This is a genomic window from Amphibacillus sp. MSJ-3 (assembly GCF_018919165.1).
Lineage (GTDB): Bacteria > Bacillota > Bacilli > Bacillales > Amphibacillaceae > Amphibacillus.
In genome coordinates, this window is sequence record NZ_JAHLQM010000042.1 from 1 (window position 1) to 16,479 (window position 16,479).

A 16,479-nucleotide genomic window follows, 5' to 3' on the forward strand; every position below is an offset into this window, starting at 1 on the left:
CCGCTTCAATTCTTTCATTTAACGTATGTTTACTCATTCTTTTGGACATAGAAAATGCCCCCTTTATAATAGTTGAGAATTTTTATTATTTCTCTGTCTACTATATTGGGAGCATATCATTTATTCTATAGGTGGATTATTTTTTCATTATTCATTGTTATAAGAGATCAGTTAAAATAACTTTCCACTTGGAGGGACATACAATCAGTTAATTCACAATTAAATTGAATTTTCATAGTTAAGTTATCTTATAATTGCAACACCGCATTATAAAGAGTCTTTACGACAATTAAATCCTCCTTATTATTCGCAAATCGGATAAACCTTATTTCCTAATTAACTAACTACTAATTCCCTGTTTTCTTGATAATAATCGTATCCTTTCCTACCTTTTCAATTTGATCCCAATCGATTTTAACTTGACTTTGATCCCGTTTGAGACCGAATAAACCATAATTGGGTATTATAAAAGCTTTTATCTTACCTGTTTTGGGGTCTAATTCTAGATCGGTTTGGCCCAATAATCCAAGACGCTTACCGTCTTCTAAATTAACAATTTCCTTACTACTTAATTCCTGATATCTCATGATTAACCTCCTCCTCACTAAATCCTATGATGAAAAGGCATAAAAAAGTAGAGGCTTGGACAAAACTCAGCTAAAGTGAAAAAGGAATTGGGATTTGCGTTGATGGCGGTGAACCTGAGGAAATTTATTGCCAGAAGCAACAATCCAATAATAGAAGAAAAGAAAAATCCAGCAAAAAATGGTTTCAAGCAAATTTTAATGCTTGAAACCATTTTTTTGGTTAGTTATGTCCCAGCCACTTCTTAATACAAGTAATCATTTATTTTCTTTTTTCTTTGCCTGTTCTTCTAATAATACTGCTTTTCTAGAGAGGTTGATTCTTCCTTGACGATCAATTTCCTTAACTTTAACTAAAATTTGATCTCCAATTTTAACAACATCTTCAACTTTATTCGTCCGTTCGATTGCTAATTCAGAAATATGAATTAAGCCTTCTTTACCTTTGAACAGCTCTGCAAACGCACCAAATTTCTCAATTCGCTTAACTGTGGCTAGATACATTTCCCCAGCCTGTACTTCACGAACAATGTCTTCGATAATTTGCTTCGCTTTTTCATTCATCTCTTGATCAGTCGATGATATAAAGACACTTCCATCTTGCTCAATATCGATTTTTACACCTGTTTCATCAATAATTTGATTAATTTGCTTACCACTTGGTCCGATAACATCACGGATTTTATCTGGATTAATTGTCATTGTTAATATCTTCGGAGCATAATCAGACAACTCTTTATTTGGCTCTGCGATGATACTAGTCATATGATTTAGAATATGCATCCGACCAATACGGGCCTGTTGTAACGCTTCTTCAAGAATTTCACGGGAAAGACCGTCAATTTTAATATCCATTTGTAATGCTGTTATCCCGTATTCAGTACCTGCTACTTTAAAGTCCATATCACCTAGAAAATCTTCCATTCCTTGAATATCACTTAGAACGGTATAGTCATCACCTTGCTTAACTAGTCCCATTGCAATACCGGCTACTGGAGCTTTAATAGGAACACCAGCATCCATCATTGCTAAAGTTGAGGCACAAATACTTGCTTGCGATGATGAGCCATTCGATTCTAATACTTCAGAAACCAAACGAATTGTATATGGAAAATCTTGTTCAGATGGGACCACCTTTTCCAAGGCCCGTTCACCAAGTGCACCATGTCCAATTTCGCGGCGTCCTGGTCCACGTATCGGTCCCGTTTCCCCAACACTAAAGGAAGGGAAATTATAATGATGCATAAATCGTTTTGACTCTTCCAAGTCTAATCCATCTAAAATTTGAACATCACCTAGAGCTCCTAATGTACATACGCTTAAAGCTTGAGTTTGTCCACGCGTAAACAAGCCAGATCCATGGGTTCTTGGTAATAGACTTACTCTTGAAGATAAAGGCCGAATTTCATCAGGCGTTCTACCATCTGGGCGAATCTTTTCTACTGAAATTAAACGACGAACCTCATCTTTTACCATCTGCTCTAAAATTTCTTTTACTTGAACAATTGTTTCTTCATCAGCATCCATTGCTTCATACTGTTCAACAATATCCTTTTTAACGGTTTCGATTGCATCCTCACGAGCATGTTTCTCAGTGACTTGAATTGCAGTAATTAAAGGTTCTTTTGCCTTAACTTCTAATTCAGCAATCAATTCCTCATCTAAGTTAAACAAGGTAACTGCCATCTTTTCTTTACCCACTGCTTGATAGATCTCTTCTTGGAAGGCAACTAAACGTTTAATCTCATCGTGACCAAACATAATTGCTTCTAGCATTACATCCTCAGTCACTTCATTGGCGCCAGCTTCAACCATGTTAATAGCGTCTTTTGTCCCCGCAACTGTCAAATCGATATCACTCAATTCACGTTGTTCAACTGTTGGATTAATGATAAATTCACCATCCACTCGACCGATATTAACACCAGCAATTGGTCCGTCAAATGGAATATCTGAAATGCCAAGAGCAATGGATGATCCGATCATTGCCGCAATTTCTGATGGAGCATTTTGATCAACACTCATAACCATACTAATTACTTGAACATCATTCCGGAATCCTTCAGGAAATAAGGGCCGAATCGGACGATCAATTAATCGTGACATAAGAATTGCCTTTTCACTTGGTCGACCTTCACGTTTAATAAATCCACCAGGTATCTTACCCACAGCATAAAGTTTTTCTTCGTAATTAACAGTCAATGGAAAAAACGGCAAGTCTTTAGGCTCTTTTGACCCCGTAGCTGTTGCCAAAATTGATGTGTCACCATAATGAACCATACAAGAACCATTAGCCTGTTTTGCTAATTCCCCAACTTCAACAACAAATGGTGTTCCTGCAATTTCAGTTTTAAACACTTGTTTATTTGACATATTGCACAATTACCCCTTTCTTTCTAACCTTCATTTAATCATGACACCTAAGGTCTATCCTGATTAATGGGAATGAAAGAGACTTACTTAAGTTTTATTCTGTAATAACCTTCACACTTCTAATAATCGTGCTCCATCCTGATCAAAATGCGGTCTAATTAAGACTGCACTTTGATCAGAATCGAGCGCAAGGTTTTACAGTACTTTTATTCTACTCTTTTCCCATTAAAATAAACATACAGAAAAAGCGGGAATACTCCCGCTTTAACGATCATTATCGACGTAAGCCAAGCTTTTCAATTAATTGACGATAACTTGCTACATCTTTTTCACGTAAATAGTTTAATAAGTTACGGCGTTTCCCAACCATTTTTAACAAACCACGACGTGAGTGATGATCTTTTTTATGAACACGTAGGTGTTCATTTAAGTTCGTGATTTCTTCAGTTAGGATAGCGATTTGAACCTCTGCAGATCCAGTATCATTTTCATGAACTTTAAACTCATTAATAATTTCATTTTTACGTTCTTGTGAAATTGCCATCTGTTTTACCTCCTAAAAATATTTAACCAAACACCTATCCCCTAGCAAGCGTTGGAGATTCGACTTGCCAAGTGGAAGGTTTCCGTTATTAAGATTAACGCTTTTTTGATAAAAATGCAAGTACTCTTGAGGATTTCACTAAAATAGTTGACGAATTTCTACTTCATCCTGTTTTAATTGATCAATTAGTCCTTCAACACTTTCAAATTTATACTCAGGTCTAATAAATTTTTGCCAATAAACTGAGATCTGCTTCCCATAAATATCTTCATTGAAGTCAAGAAGATGAATTTCAAACTTAATTAATTGATGATCAGATGAATCATCAAATGTTGGATTATATCCCAAACTAGCCATCCCATGTTTGATTTCTCCATCAATATCGACCGTTACATAATAAACGCCAAGTCCAGGTAAGGCTTGAGTAGGGTCTATGGCTAAGTTAGCTGTTGGATAACCAATTTCGCGTCCACGTTTGTGGCCATGAATGACTGTTCCCCTTGTCATTAATGGTCTGGTTAAAAGGTTTTTAGCTCGATCTACTTTGCCCTCCGCCAATAATTGCCGGATTCTCGTTGAGCTTACCTTCTGATTATCTTCACTATATTTCTCTACAATAGTGATATCAAACCGTTTATTAGCATGATTAGGCAATGTATGTACATTGCCTGCACCCCGATGACCATATGTAAAGTCAAAGCCACAAACAAGGTGGTTTATCTTTAAATTAACAATATAATAATCAATGAACATTTGTGGTTCTAATTGTGCGACAGTTAAATCAAAATGAATTAAATATAACAAATCAACTCCAAGATCACTTAATATCGCTTTTTTCTGTTCAAGTTGTGTTAAATAAGTAACGTGTGTTTGATTTTTCTTTAAAACTTCTAAGGGATGCGGTGTAAAGGTCATGACCGCTAATTTTTCATTCAAATCTTCCGCTGTTTTTTTAGCTGTTTGTAACACACGTTGGTGCCCCTTATGGATACCGTCAAAAAAACCAATCGCACATACAGATTGATCATCTATTTCAGGATTGTAATGATGGGGATAAGTTAATTCTACTATTTTCATACGCTTACTCCTTATTACTTTCTCGACTAAATTATTCAATTCTCCTTTAATCATAACACTTTTGATGAGTTACTGAAATAAAGTAGATCTTCATTCTTTTAAAATATTATTCGACCTTTCAAATCAACTGTTAAATAAACAATAAGCTAACCATGACTAATTTATCTTTTTAAACATGGTCATAGATGTCTACCTAATGATAGCGAAGGCAATGGATCATTTATCAAGTAATATCTAGATATAGAGCATGCCAATGTCCTTATCCTATAAAGCATATTATCTGGATAAGAACAGTTAGTTAAAGAAACCAGGTTATATTGGACAAAATGGAAAAACAATAAATAGATAGCATCCCATCATTCATATTTAGTCTTTTCTACTCTTTTCAATTTAAATGGGGGGCTACCTTTTATGTAGGTGTTCATATCCGATTGTCCATTATGTTAAAGACACGCAAAGGTTTAATTTGATCTTGGTTTTCCGAATGTACTTGGTAAATCGCCAGGGTTTGTTGCTTATATTCTAATCGATAGGGTTGATTATCCTGCCAGTTATCTGGTCTGACTAGTTTTTGTCCGTGGACTATTTTTTTTGCCAATTCTTGATTAACTTGATAACTTGGCAAGTGTGTTAGGCCCGCTTCAATTGGTGCTAATATAGTTTCCAATTGATCTTTTTCCTTTAATAATTCCAATTGAGTAAAAGTAATCGCATTATCTTGATTGAAATCAGCTGTGGCTGTTCGAATCAAATTTGACATATGAGCTGGATAACCCAATGCTTTTCCAATATCAACTGCTAAGGTACGAATATAAGTCCCTTTAGACACAGTTGTATCGAAACTGAATTTAGCGATTTGATTTGAATAAACCAAGGTTCCCGTTAGGTAATCAATTGAGTGAATCATAACTTGTCGGATCGGACGCTCAACCTGTTGATTTAATCGTGCATATTCATATAATTTTTTCCCATTTACCTTTACTGCCGAGTATAGAGGCGTTACTTGATCTATTTCACCTTTAAATTGATTTAATACTTCTTTAATTTTGCTTTCAGTTAGACCTATTGTTACAGGTGCTGATTCAATAATAGTACCTGTTTGGTCTTCAGTATCTGTGGCGATTCCTAAAGTAATTTCTGCTCGATAAGTTTTTCGTGTGTCTGTCAAATAGGGAACAATCTTTGTTGCTTCACCAATACAAATTGGAAGCACACCTTCAACTTCTGGATCAAGTGTTCCTGTATGTCCTACTTTTTTAGTAGCAAAGATTCGACGCATTTTCATCACACAATCATGTGAAGTCATTCCTCTTGGTTTCCATAAAGGTACAATACCATTCATAATTATTGCCTCCAAAATATTAATCACTGAGTAACTTCATCTTATAACAAAGAGTTTAAATAAAGTGAAACTTCAACCAATGGGGGATCTACAAGGCCTAGGTCATGCAGACCTTGCCATAGGATCTGCCGGGTTTAGTCTGCCTCCCCCTCCCCCTCACTGACTGGGACTGCGGTTACTCGTCCCATCAGGAACGTTTGTTCTGCTACAAGGATATGATCTAAAAGACCTTGAACCAATCAAGCCCTTACTGTTGGTTGATCTCTCACTTACAATTCTTAGTTTTCTTTTCAATTTTTAAAATATAGATCTTATGATAGGTTAGCTTCCCTATACGGTGGTTCAATTAAGTTTGATACCACAAAAATATTTAATGTATACGTAAATTTCTGGGCTCTTGGCTATCCCACGGGAATTGCCATCGGGACCCTCACTCTATCGGTTTCCCACATGATACGTACACATAGAATAATCCGAACGATTTATAAAAATCAGTTCGGATTATTCGTCTTGAATAACAAATTCCCACTGTTATTCTTGCTCTTGGTTTAGATCATGGATTAGGCGTTCAATTCGATTTCCCGTTTCAATCGATTGATCAATCTCAAATAAAATTTCTGGTGTTTTCCGTAATCGAATATGTTTACCGATTTCTGATCGAATAAAGCCCTTTGCCTTTTCTAGCCCCGCTAGGGTTTCTTCCTCTTCTTGTTGATCCCCTAAAACGGTAAGAAAAATCTTAGCCTGTTGTAAATCACCGGTCACTTCCACATCAGTAATCGTCACAAATCCAACTCTAGGGTCTTTTAATTTACGTGTAATAATATCACCAATTACTTTCTTAATCTCTTCTGAGACTCGATTTGCACGCATCTGACTCATTAGCTTTCACCTCAAATTCCGTATGATTAAATTATCCATACCACTGTCGTTCTATACTTGTATACTCTATTTCAGTAAAAGAGTCTACTTTGGCTAAACAAGAATCGATCACTTGTTCCGCCCGCTTTCGATCTGGTGAAATTGTTGCAATCCCTAATCGGGTTCGTTGCCAAAGGTCTTGATAGTCAAGTTCACTAATTGTAATGTTATAGCTATTTTGCAACCGGGTAATTACCCTTTTTACAACAGCACGCTTGTCTTTTAAAGACTGTGCTTCATAAATAAAACAATCTAGCTCAACATACAAAATCATTTACGTTCAATTTCTTCCATTACAAAGCACTCGAAGACATCGCCTACTTTGATATCATGAAAGTTTTGTAAGGTAATCCCACATTCATAGTTTTGACTAACTTCTTTGACATCATCTTTAAATCGTTTTAGTGAGTCGATCTCACCTTCAAATATAACAACTCCATCTCGGATCACCCGAACACTTGAATCACGAGTAATCTTTCCGTCTGTTACATAGCTACCGGCGATCGTTCCAATTTTTGAAACTTTAAATGTTTCACGAACTTCTGCTTGACCAATTACTTTTTCCTCAAATTCTGGATCAAGCATACCTTTCATTGCCGCTTCAATTTCTTCGATTGCTTTATAAATAATGCGGTGCAGACGTACATCGACATTTTCTGCTTCAGCTGATTTCTTAGCATTATTATCTGGTCTAACATTAAAACCAATGACAATTGCATTTGAAGCGCTGGCTAAAATAATATCTGATTCCGTTATAGCACCTACACCTGTATGAATAATGTTAACTTTAACACCTTCAACATCTATTTTTTGCAATGATGAAGCAAGTGCCTCAGCTGATCCTTGGACATCTGCCTTTAAGATGATATTAATATCTTTAATCTCACCTTGCTTAATTTGTTCAAATAAATCTTCAAGGCTAACTTTAGATTGACTACCTCTACGTTCTTCTAATTGTTTTTGCGCACGAAGTTCTCCAATTTGACGAGCTGTTTTTTCATCTTCAAAAACAACGAATTGGTCTCCTGCTTGAGGTACATCACTCAGTCCAGTAATTTCCACTGGAGTGGATGGACCTGCTTTTTTAACTCGACGACCGAGATCATTCACCATCGCACGGACGCGACCAAAAGTATTTCCAACGACGATTGGATCCCCTACTCTTAGTGTCCCGCTTTGAACAAGTAATGATGCAACAGAACCTCGTCCTTTATCTAACTCCGCTTCAATAACTGTTCCAGATGCACGTTTGGCAGGGTTCGCTTTTAATTCTTCAACCTCTGCAACAAGTAAAATCATTTCTAACAAATCATCGATTCCTTGGCCTTGAAGAGCGGAAATAGGAACAAAGATCGTGTCACCACCCCAGTCTTCAGAAACAAGTTCATATTCCGTTAATTCTTGCATGACCCGATCTGGGTTTGCTGTTTCTTTATCAATTTTATTAACAGCTACAATAATTGGAACTTCTGCCGCCTTTGCGTGGTTGATAGCCTCTACAGTTTGTGGCATGACTCCATCGTCTGCTGCAACAACTAAGATGGCAATATCCGTTATTTGCGCTCCACGTGAACGCATGCTTGTAAAGGCAGCGTGACCAGGTGTATCTAAAAAGGTAATCTTTTTATCATTAGCACGAATTTGATAGGCACCGATATGCTGTGTGATCCCACCGGCTTCTCCCGCTGTAACCTTAGTCTGACGGATAGAATCTAATAAAGTTGTTTTCCCGTGATCAACGTGTCCCATAATCGTAACAACCGCTGGGCGTTCTGTTAACTGATCTTCAGAATCCTCTTCAATGTATTGAGTTAGATCCGTTTTTTCAATTTCAACTTCCTTTTCGACTGTTAGTCCATAGTCTGAGCTGATAAGTTCTATCGAGTCATCATCAAGGTCTTGGTTTTTTGTTGCCATCACACCTAATAGCATCAACTTCTTAATAATTTCGCTTGTATCTTTACCTAATTTTTCAGCTAATTCTCCTACTGTTAGCGTTCCAGAATACTTAATCACTTGATTTTTTGAATCTTTTTTTGATTCTGCTACCTGTTTTGGTGCTTGTTTGTTTGTTTCTTGTTTCTTATTCTGTTCTTTATTGACATTTTGTTGTGGTTTCTTTGCTGGCTTTTTTTCTGTTGTAGCAGTATTTTTTTGATAAATTTCATCTAGTTTAGATACTTCTTTTTGAGAAATAGTCGACATGTGATTAGAAACTTCGATATTTAAGTCTGCTAGTTTCTCAATTATTTCCTTACTTGATACATTCTTGCTTTTGGCATATTCATATACTCTTACTCTAGCCATACAGCCACCCCCGAGATATTTTAGTCGAGCAATGAGCAAATTTTCTTAGCAAAGCCTTCGTCCGTAATGGCCACAGCAACTCTTCCAGATTTACCTATTGCATAAGACAGGTTTTCTCTATCTGTAACGATCCGATACGGCACATGATAAAAATGACATTTATCAGTAAGCCTTTTATGGGTTTGAAAACCAATATCATTTGCAATCAAAAGAAGCTTTGCATGTCCACGATTAATGTCTTTCAAAATTTGATCTTCACCAACTGAGATCTTTTGAGCACGTGTTGCTAATCCAATCATATTTAAGTACTTTTGCTCTTTACTCAATGCTTTCACCATTTATAACTTTTAATAAATCTTGATACACATGTTCAATGTGACTCACTTGAAAATGACGTTCAATCGCTTGACTCTTTTTAGCTTGTTCAACAACTTTTTGATCAATTGATACATAAGCCCCGCGACCGTTCTTCTTTCCTGACGGATCGACGAAAACGTCTCCTTCTTTTGTTCTAACAATACGAATTAATGATTGCTTCGGCTTCATATCATTTGTAATTATACATTTACGAAGTGGAACTTTCTTGACTTTTTTAGGCATTGTCACAATCCTCCTTAATCAAATAGATCTTCATTTTCATTAAAAAGGGGTTGATCGTCTGGTTCAGTTAAATCTTCATCGTTGAAAATTCCTAACTCTTTAGCCTCTGTTTCATTTTTAATATCTATTTTCCAGCTGGTTAATTTAGCTGCTAAACGTGCGTTTTGCCCGCGTTTTCCAATAGCTAATGAAAGTTGATTATCCGGTACAATGACAGTTGTTGCTTTTTGTTCCTCATCAACAATAACCTTACTTACTTTTGAAGGGCTTAAGGCATTTGATACATAGACAACAGGATCATCTGAATATTCTACAATATCAATTTTCTCCCCTTTTAATTCATCTACAACCATTTGAACTCTTTGGCCTTTTGGTCCAACACATGAGCCTACCGGATCAATTTCTTCATTTTCAGCATAAACAGATATTTTTGATCTGTCGCCAGCTTCTCTTGCTACCGAACGAATCTCTACCGTTCCATCATAAATCTCAGGTACCTCTGTTTCAAATAGTCTTTTTAATAAACCAGGTTCGGTTCTAGAAACAAATATTTGGGGTCCCTTATTCGTATTTTCAACCTTACTTACAAATACTTTAATTCGGTCATGTACTTGGTAATCTTCATTTGGCATTTGTTCCGCCTTGGCTAGCTTTGCTTCAATCTTCCCTAAATCAATGTAAACAAAACGGGAATCAACACGCTGAATGATACCATTCATGATATCACCTTCACGGTCAATATATTCACTATAAATAACACCGCGTTCTGCCTCGCGAACTCTTTGTGTTACAACTTGTTTTGCTGCTTGAGCAGCAATTCGCCCAAAATCTTTAGGTGTTACTTCAATTTCTAGAACATCGCCTACTTGATAATTAGGATTAATTTCAATTGCTTCATCCAATCCAAGTTGTTGATTGTGATCTTCAACCTCTTCTACAATCTCTTTTCTTGCATAAACTTTCATTGTGCCACTTTCTTCATTTAAATCCACTCTAACATTCGTTGCAGATTTAAAATTCTTTTTATAGGCTGAAATTAAAGCTGCTTCGAGCGCTTCAATTAATACATCTTTATCAATACCTTTTTCTTCGCTTAAATGATGAATGGCATTAAAAAGATCTTTGCTCACTTGTTCTCCTCCTCTAATTAAACGATACTGCCAATCGAGCTTTGGCAATTTTCACATAAGGAATCTCTATTTTTTTTGATCGTCCCTTATCATTAAATTCAATTATTACCTTATCTGTTTCGTCAAAGGCAGTTAAAATTCCTTCATAGCTTTTAGCCCCATCAATATGTTCATATAATGTAACATGAATGTTATCACCGATATGCTTACGCAGGTCCTCTCGTTTCTTTAATGGGCGTTCAGCACCTGGTGATGATACTTCGAGATAATATGGTGTTTTTATCGGGTCAATTTTATCCAACTGTTCACTTAATCGTTCTGATAGGCGACCGCATTCCTCGATATCTACACCACCCGGTTTGTCAATGAAAACACGTAAGAACCACTCCTTACCTTCTTTGACAAATTCAATATCAACCAATTCCAAATTCATTTCAATTAAAAGCGGTTTAACTAATTCTTCTGTACGTTCTGTAACGCGTTGGCTCATGGAACTACCTCCTTTGGTATCGTGTCTTCATCAAGTGATTTCTTTAATGGTCGTTACTTTACCATATAGATATAAAATAAGTTTTTGATCATACGCTAATTTTTATTAGTTTACACACTCAATCTTCATTTCATTAATAATTAGTAAAAATACCTTTCTAAATCTTTTACAGTTATAGTCATTTTTTATGTTTTTGCCTTAACTGACCCTGTGACAATCCTTTCAAGAATATAAGAAAGACTCGATTGATAGGTCTGGATAACAATCAGCATAAGGTCAATTGGTTGATTATAGGTTGTTTAGAGATTAGGGTCCTACTAATATGAAGAAATCCTATCATCATTTTATTCATAAGCAATGATAAATCCCTTGTCAATGTGACAAGGGATTCCACCATAAAAACCATAATGATAAGAAAGAGTGGGTCAACCCACTCTCCATGCTTCGCACCCACCTAAACTAAGTGAATTATAGCACAGATATTTTGGAAAATCAAGTCATACTTTACAAATGCAACATCTCATCTTATCCCGTGTCAAAGGAAATATTGAGCCATCTTAAAACAAGGATAATTGATTTTTCTCTTCCATCCCTGTTAAGCAACCATGATTATCTAAATACTCAAGTACGGTTTTAGAAATACGACTTCTTTCCCTTAAATCCTCTTTAGATAAGAATTCTCCTTCTTCTCTTGCCTTTACAATATTAAGGGCCGCATTGGTACCTAATCCATCAATCGCATTAAATGGTGGAATAAGTTTGTCACCTTCAACTAGAAAATCAGTTGCACTCGATTGGTAGAGATCAACTTTGCCAAAAGAGAAGCCACGTTCATTCATTTCTAATGCAATTTCTAAGACAACGACTAAACTCTTTTCCTTTGGTGAGGCATCATTTCCTTTTGCATAGATCTCTTCCACTCGTTTACGAATCGCATTTGAACCTTTAATCATAGTATCTAACTCAAAGTCACTAGCACGAACAGTAAAATAAGCAGCATAGAAAAGAATTGGATGATGGACCTTAAAATAGGCAATACGAATTGCCATTAGAACGTAAGCGGAAGCATGGGCTTTCGGGAACATATATTTTATCTTCCGACATGAATCAATATACCAATCAGGAACATCATGCTTCTTCATTTCAATGACCCATTCATCTTGGAGTCCTTTTCCCTTTCGAACAGATTCCATAATTCGGAAGGCTAATGATGCCTCTAAACCTTTGTGCATTAAATAAACCATTATATCATCCCGACAACCAATTACATCTGGTAATTTACAAATCCCCTGATTGATCAGTTCCTGAGCATTTCCTAACCAAACATCAGTCCCATGAGATAATCCAGAAATAATAACAAGCTCACCAAAAGTCTTTGGATGGGTATCCTCTAGCATTTGTCGAACAAATCGAGTCCCAAATTCGGGTACACCTAATGTTCCAGTATTACACATAATTTGTTCTGGTTTAACGCCTAAAACTTCTGGTGAAGAGAATATTTTCATTACATCTTGATCGTCTACTGGAATAGTCTTCGGATCAATACCACTTAAATCTTGTAGCATTCGAATCATTGTTGGATCATCGTGTCCTAGAATATCAAGTTTCAGTAGGTTTGCATCAATTGAGTGGAAATCAAAGTGAGTCGTTAACCAATCTGAATTTTTATCATCAGCAGGATACTGTATCGGTGTAAAATCGTATATATCCATATTTTCAGGAACAACAATAATCCCACCTGGATGCTGTCCTGTTGTTCTTTTTACTCCTGTACATCCTTTGACTAAACGGTCGACTTCAGTATTTTTGATATGCAATTGATGATCACTTGCATAACCTTTAACATAGCCATATGCTGTTTTCTCTGCTACGGTACCAATTGTACCAGCCCGAAAAACTTTATCCTCACCAAATAGCACTTTTGTATAATTGTGTGCAACTGGTTGATATGTCCCAGAGAAGTTAAGATCAATATCCGGTACCTTATCCCCTTTAAAACCTAAGAATGTTTCAAATGGAATATCTTGCCCTTCTTTTCGGTATAAGGTTCCGCACTCAGGACAGTTTTTATCCGGCAAATCATAACCACTCGCATATTTACCATCTAAAAAGAATTCATGGTGGCAACATTTTGGACAGAGATAATGCGGTGGTAAAGGGTTAACTTCAGTAATATCAGTAAAAGTGGCGATCAGCGAAGAACCTACCGATCCCCGAGAACCAACTAAATAACCATCATCAAGTGATTTCTTTACTAATTTATGTGAAATTAAATAAATAACGGCAAATCCATGACCAATTATACTTTTGAGTTCCTTCTCCATACGATTAACCACAATCTCCGGTAATTCATCACCATATAATTGATGGGCATAGGCATAACTCATTTCCCGTATTTCTTTGTCTGCTCCCTCAATATTCGGTGCGTAAAGATCCTCTTTAATTGGACTAATATTATCAATTTGATTTGAAATGGCTTGCGTCTGATCAACTACAATTTCACGTGCTTTTTCTTCTCCTAAAAAGCTGAAACAAGCTAGCATTTCATCAGTTGTTCGAAAAGGAACATCTGGTAGAGTTTGACGACTCAACGGATTACCGCTCTGGGATTTCACCAAAATCTTGCGATAAATTTTATCTTCTTTATCCAAATAATGAACATTACCAGTGGCGACACATCTTTTATTCAACCGGTCTGCCAAATCAACTAAGTTACGAATAATATCATAGATTTGCGCCTCATTTTGGACAAGTTCTCGATCAATTAACGGATAATAGTTTTCTGGTGGCTGTACTTCAATATAATCGTAAAATTCCGCCACCTTTTCAGTTTCTTCCGCTGATTTCTGCATCATCGTTTCGAAAACTTCACCTTTATCACAAGCAGAACCAATTAATATTCCTTCCCGATGGGCTATAAGTTTAGATCTTGGAATGCGCGGAACCCGATAGAAGTAATCAACATGAGCCATCGATACCAATTTAAATATATTTTTTAGGCCGATTTCGTTTTGGGCAAGTAATATTGCATGATAGGGTCTTGCTCTTTGGTATGCATTGCCTTGACCCATATACTCATTAAATTGATTATGGTTTGTAATGTCTTTTTCCTCAGCTTCTTTAATCAACTTCCATAATAGATAAGCAGTCGCTTCAGTATCATAAATCGCTCGGTGATGTTGTGTTAATTCAATACCATAGTACTTACAAAGTATATTTAAACGATGGCTTTTGAGTTGTGGCAAAATAAATCGTGCAAGTTCCAATGTGTCAATAACAGGGTTTTTAGCTTTTGGTAATCCGATTTTATCAAAACCTTGATTAATAAACCCCATATCAAAACTTGCATTATGAGCGACTAATATATCATCGCCCATCCAATCGCGAAACTCCGTTAAAACTTGTTCAATCTCTGGAGCATCCCTTAACATATCATCAGTAATTCCAGTCAAATCAATGATCGTCTGTGTCAACTGTTTATGTGGATTCGCAAATCGCTCAAACTTATCTATAATCTCACCGTTCTTAAATTTTACTGCCGCTAATTCAATAATCGAATCATATACAGCTGAAAGCCCTGTAGTTTCAACATCAAATACGACATATGTAGCATCTTGAAGCGAGATATTAGCTTCGTTGTAAGCAATGGGGACTCCGTCATCAACTAAGTTGATCTCTACACCATAAATCATTTTGATCCCATGCTTTAAGCTGGCAGCATGTGCCTCTGGATAACCCTGTACTACTGCGTGATCCGTAATTGCAACGGCTGAATGACCCCATCTTGCTGCCCGTTCAACGAGGTTAGAAGCTGAAACAACTGCGTCCATTTGACTCATCATTGTATGACTATGTAATTCAACCCGTTTCTCTCCTTCTTTTGCTAAATCCTTTTTCATCTCGTATTTAATCTCATTTAAATCATTGAGCATCATCATTAATTCATTCGTATAGTTATCTGTTTGAATACTTCCACGAACCTTTACCCAAATACCCTTTTTAATTTGTTTAAATTTCTCTTGATCTTGGTCAGTTCGCGAAAACATTTTTAACGTGAAAGAGTCTGTATAGTCAGTCATTTTAACGATCAATAAGTGACGTCCTGATCGTAATTCTCTAATGTCAACATCAAAGATATACCCCTGTAGAATAACCCGCCGTTCTTCCTCAAAAATATCCTTCATAGGGATTGCAGGCTCTTTAATTGAATAACCAATCATAATCGGTTCATTTTTAGGCTGTTTCTCTTTCTGGTTTGTCTTCTTATCTTCCATCGCTTGCTTGACAAGTAACTTATCTTCTAAAGCCTTTTGTTCGTTAAATTTAACCAAACTATCTTCAATTGCTTCTGCAATAAATTCAAGTTGCCAATGTGGTAGACCATTTTTTTGACAATATTGTTTATAGGCTGGTGTAATCCGATTCTTTATCACTGTTGCCTCTGTGTCATTTCTTACCTTAATCATTAATTTCTGACCATCAACTTGTGGCGGATTGTTTTTTAACAAATCGGCATAAGCAGGAAATAAGTTAGGGCGTGATTCAATAAAATCATGCCAGTAATTACACATTTCTTGGCCATCGATTTTCTGATCATCATAAACAATACTAAAATCCACAGTAGCAACTAAAGAAAATGCTTCCTGTAGCTTTAAGCGAAATAATCGAAACATTTGAATCGGCAATACTTTCGCCATTTTAAAATGAAAATGCCAACGCTGTTCTTGTTTAAATACTTCTAACTTCTGCAATTGCGCCTGTTGGAAATAACTTTGCTGATCGTTTTTATCTATTTTAATTTGTTCTAACAAAACATTCATTTTTTCCTGACTGGATAAACTCATTTTCTTCCTCCTGAACCACATTATTTTCTAAAGTAGAGAACCACTACATTTATTTAATAATAATGGTTAAACCCTTGTCTGAAAAAAGTGACAAGGGTTAGTAACTGAGTGAACTACCCACCACTTATTGACCTTGCGGTCTAATTGAAGTGGGGGCTTCTCGACTTATCGCTGCTTTTACTAGCCAACGAAAACTGACCGAGCTAACCCTCTTGTTCCAAGAGTTTTTGTTTCTATGCTAATAAGCGTAATCCCTCATTTTTGATA

13 protein-coding genes are annotated in these 16,479 nt (G+C 36.3%); all 13 read right to left on the reverse strand.

Annotation, left to right across the window (positions count from 1 at the left end; genetic code table 11):
* Positions 1–347 precede the first annotated feature (347 nt).
* The 13 genes from KQI76_RS10630 to KQI76_RS10690 all read right to left on the reverse strand — a co-directional run bounded on the left by KQI76_RS10630 (position 348) and on the right by KQI76_RS10690 (position 16,212).
* The gene (locus tag KQI76_RS10630) at positions 348–587 is read right to left on the reverse strand and encodes a YlmC/YmxH family sporulation protein (protein WP_216400278.1); all 240 of its coding nucleotides are present in this window, start codon (positions 585–587) and stop codon (positions 348–350) included.
* 255 nt (positions 588–842) lie between these two features.
* Positions 843–2,957 (reverse strand): polyribonucleotide nucleotidyltransferase, encoded by a 2,115-nt coding sequence (gene pnp / locus KQI76_RS10635; RefSeq protein WP_216400279.1) that lies wholly within the window; start codon positions 2,955–2,957, stop codon positions 843–845.
* A 274-nt stretch (positions 2,958–3,231) separates the two neighbouring features.
* Positions 3,232–3,501 carry a 30S ribosomal protein S15 gene (rpsO, locus tag KQI76_RS10640; protein ID WP_216400280.1) on the reverse strand — a complete coding sequence of 90 codons (270 nt, stop codon included), beginning with the start codon at positions 3,499–3,501 and terminating at the stop codon, positions 3,232–3,234.
* Positions 3,502–3,639: 138 nt separating this feature from the next.
* Positions 3,640–4,578: a riboflavin biosynthesis protein RibF gene (ribF, locus tag KQI76_RS10645; RefSeq protein WP_216400281.1), complete on the reverse strand. Its 939-nt coding sequence runs from the start codon at positions 4,576–4,578 to the stop codon at positions 3,640–3,642.
* A gap of 421 nt (positions 4,579–4,999) precedes the next feature.
* Positions 5,000–5,920, reverse strand: a complete 921-nt coding sequence (truB, locus tag KQI76_RS10650; RefSeq protein WP_216400282.1) for a tRNA pseudouridine(55) synthase TruB — start codon at positions 5,918–5,920, stop codon at positions 5,000–5,002.
* Positions 5,921–6,451: 531 nt separating this feature from the next.
* Positions 6,452–6,802 (reverse strand): 30S ribosome-binding factor RbfA, encoded by a 351-nt coding sequence (gene rbfA, locus KQI76_RS10655; RefSeq protein ID WP_216400283.1) that lies wholly within the window; start codon positions 6,800–6,802, stop codon positions 6,452–6,454.
* A 31-nt stretch (positions 6,803–6,833) separates the two neighbouring features.
* Complete coding sequence (locus KQI76_RS10660; protein WP_216400284.1) at positions 6,834–7,115, reverse strand: DUF503 domain-containing protein; 282 nt, start codon at positions 7,113–7,115, stop codon at positions 6,834–6,836.
* Positions 7,112–9,148, reverse strand: coding sequence for a translation initiation factor IF-2 (gene infB / locus KQI76_RS10665; protein ID WP_216400285.1), 2,037 nt, complete (start codon positions 9,146–9,148; stop codon positions 7,112–7,114). Before infB ends, KQI76_RS10660 begins: the two co-directional genes overlap by 4 nt.
* 20 nt (positions 9,149–9,168) lie before the next feature.
* Complete coding sequence (locus KQI76_RS10670; protein ID WP_253288911.1) at positions 9,169–9,474, reverse strand: YlxQ family RNA-binding protein; 306 nt, start codon at positions 9,472–9,474, stop codon at positions 9,169–9,171.
* Positions 9,467–9,748, reverse strand: coding sequence for an RNase P modulator RnpM (gene rnpM / locus KQI76_RS10675; protein ID WP_216400287.1), 282 nt, complete (start codon positions 9,746–9,748; stop codon positions 9,467–9,469). The genes KQI76_RS10670 and rnpM overlap by 8 nt, the downstream gene beginning before the upstream one ends.
* Positions 9,749–9,762: 14 nt before the next feature.
* Positions 9,763–10,878, reverse strand: a complete 1,116-nt coding sequence (nusA, locus tag KQI76_RS10680; protein ID WP_216400288.1) for a transcription termination factor NusA — start codon at positions 10,876–10,878, stop codon at positions 9,763–9,765.
* Between the two features lie 13 nt (positions 10,879–10,891).
* The gene (gene rimP, locus KQI76_RS10685) at positions 10,892–11,368 is read right to left on the reverse strand and encodes a ribosome maturation factor RimP (protein ID WP_216400289.1); all 477 of its coding nucleotides are present in this window, start codon (positions 11,366–11,368) and stop codon (positions 10,892–10,894) included.
* A 557-nt stretch (positions 11,369–11,925) separates the two neighbouring features.
* Positions 11,926–16,212 (reverse strand): PolC-type DNA polymerase III, encoded by a 4,287-nt coding sequence (locus KQI76_RS10690; protein WP_216400290.1) that lies wholly within the window; start codon positions 16,210–16,212, stop codon positions 11,926–11,928.
* Positions 16,213–16,479: the final 267 nt, after the last annotated feature.

Bases quoted from the DNA above. Each gene is read 5' to 3' on its own strand.
- KQI76_RS10660 (WP_216400284.1), bottom strand. From the start codon at position 7,115: ATGATTTTGTATGTTGAGCTAGATTGTTTTATTTATGAAGCACAGTCT.
- ribF (WP_216400281.1), bottom strand. From the start codon at position 4,578: ATGAAAATAGTAGAATTAACTTATCCCCATCATTACAATCCTGAAATA.
- pnp (WP_216400279.1), bottom strand. From the start codon at position 2,957: ATGTCAAATAAACAAGTGTTTAAAACTGAAATTGCAGGAACACCATTT.
- rpsO (WP_216400280.1), bottom strand. From the start codon at position 3,501: ATGGCAATTTCACAAGAACGTAAAAATGAAATTATTAATGAGTTTAAA.
- infB (WP_216400285.1), bottom strand. From the start codon at position 9,148: ATGGCTAGAGTAAGAGTATATGAATATGCCAAAAGCAAGAATGTATCA.
- rnpM (WP_216400287.1), bottom strand. From the start codon at position 9,748: ATGCCTAAAAAAGTCAAGAAAGTTCCACTTCGTAAATGTATAATTACA.
- KQI76_RS10690 (WP_216400290.1), bottom strand. From the start codon at position 16,212: ATGAGTTTATCCAGTCAGGAAAAAATGAATGTTTTGTTAGAACAAATT.
- truB (WP_216400282.1), bottom strand. From the start codon at position 5,920: ATGAATGGTATTGTACCTTTATGGAAACCAAGAGGAATGACTTCACAT.
- rbfA (WP_216400283.1), bottom strand. From the start codon at position 6,802: ATGAGTCAGATGCGTGCAAATCGAGTCTCAGAAGAGATTAAGAAAGTA.
- rimP (WP_216400289.1), bottom strand. From the start codon at position 11,368: ATGAGCCAACGCGTTACAGAACGTACAGAAGAATTAGTTAAACCGCTT.
- KQI76_RS10630 (WP_216400278.1), bottom strand. From the start codon at position 587: ATGAGATATCAGGAATTAAGTAGTAAGGAAATTGTTAATTTAGAAGAC.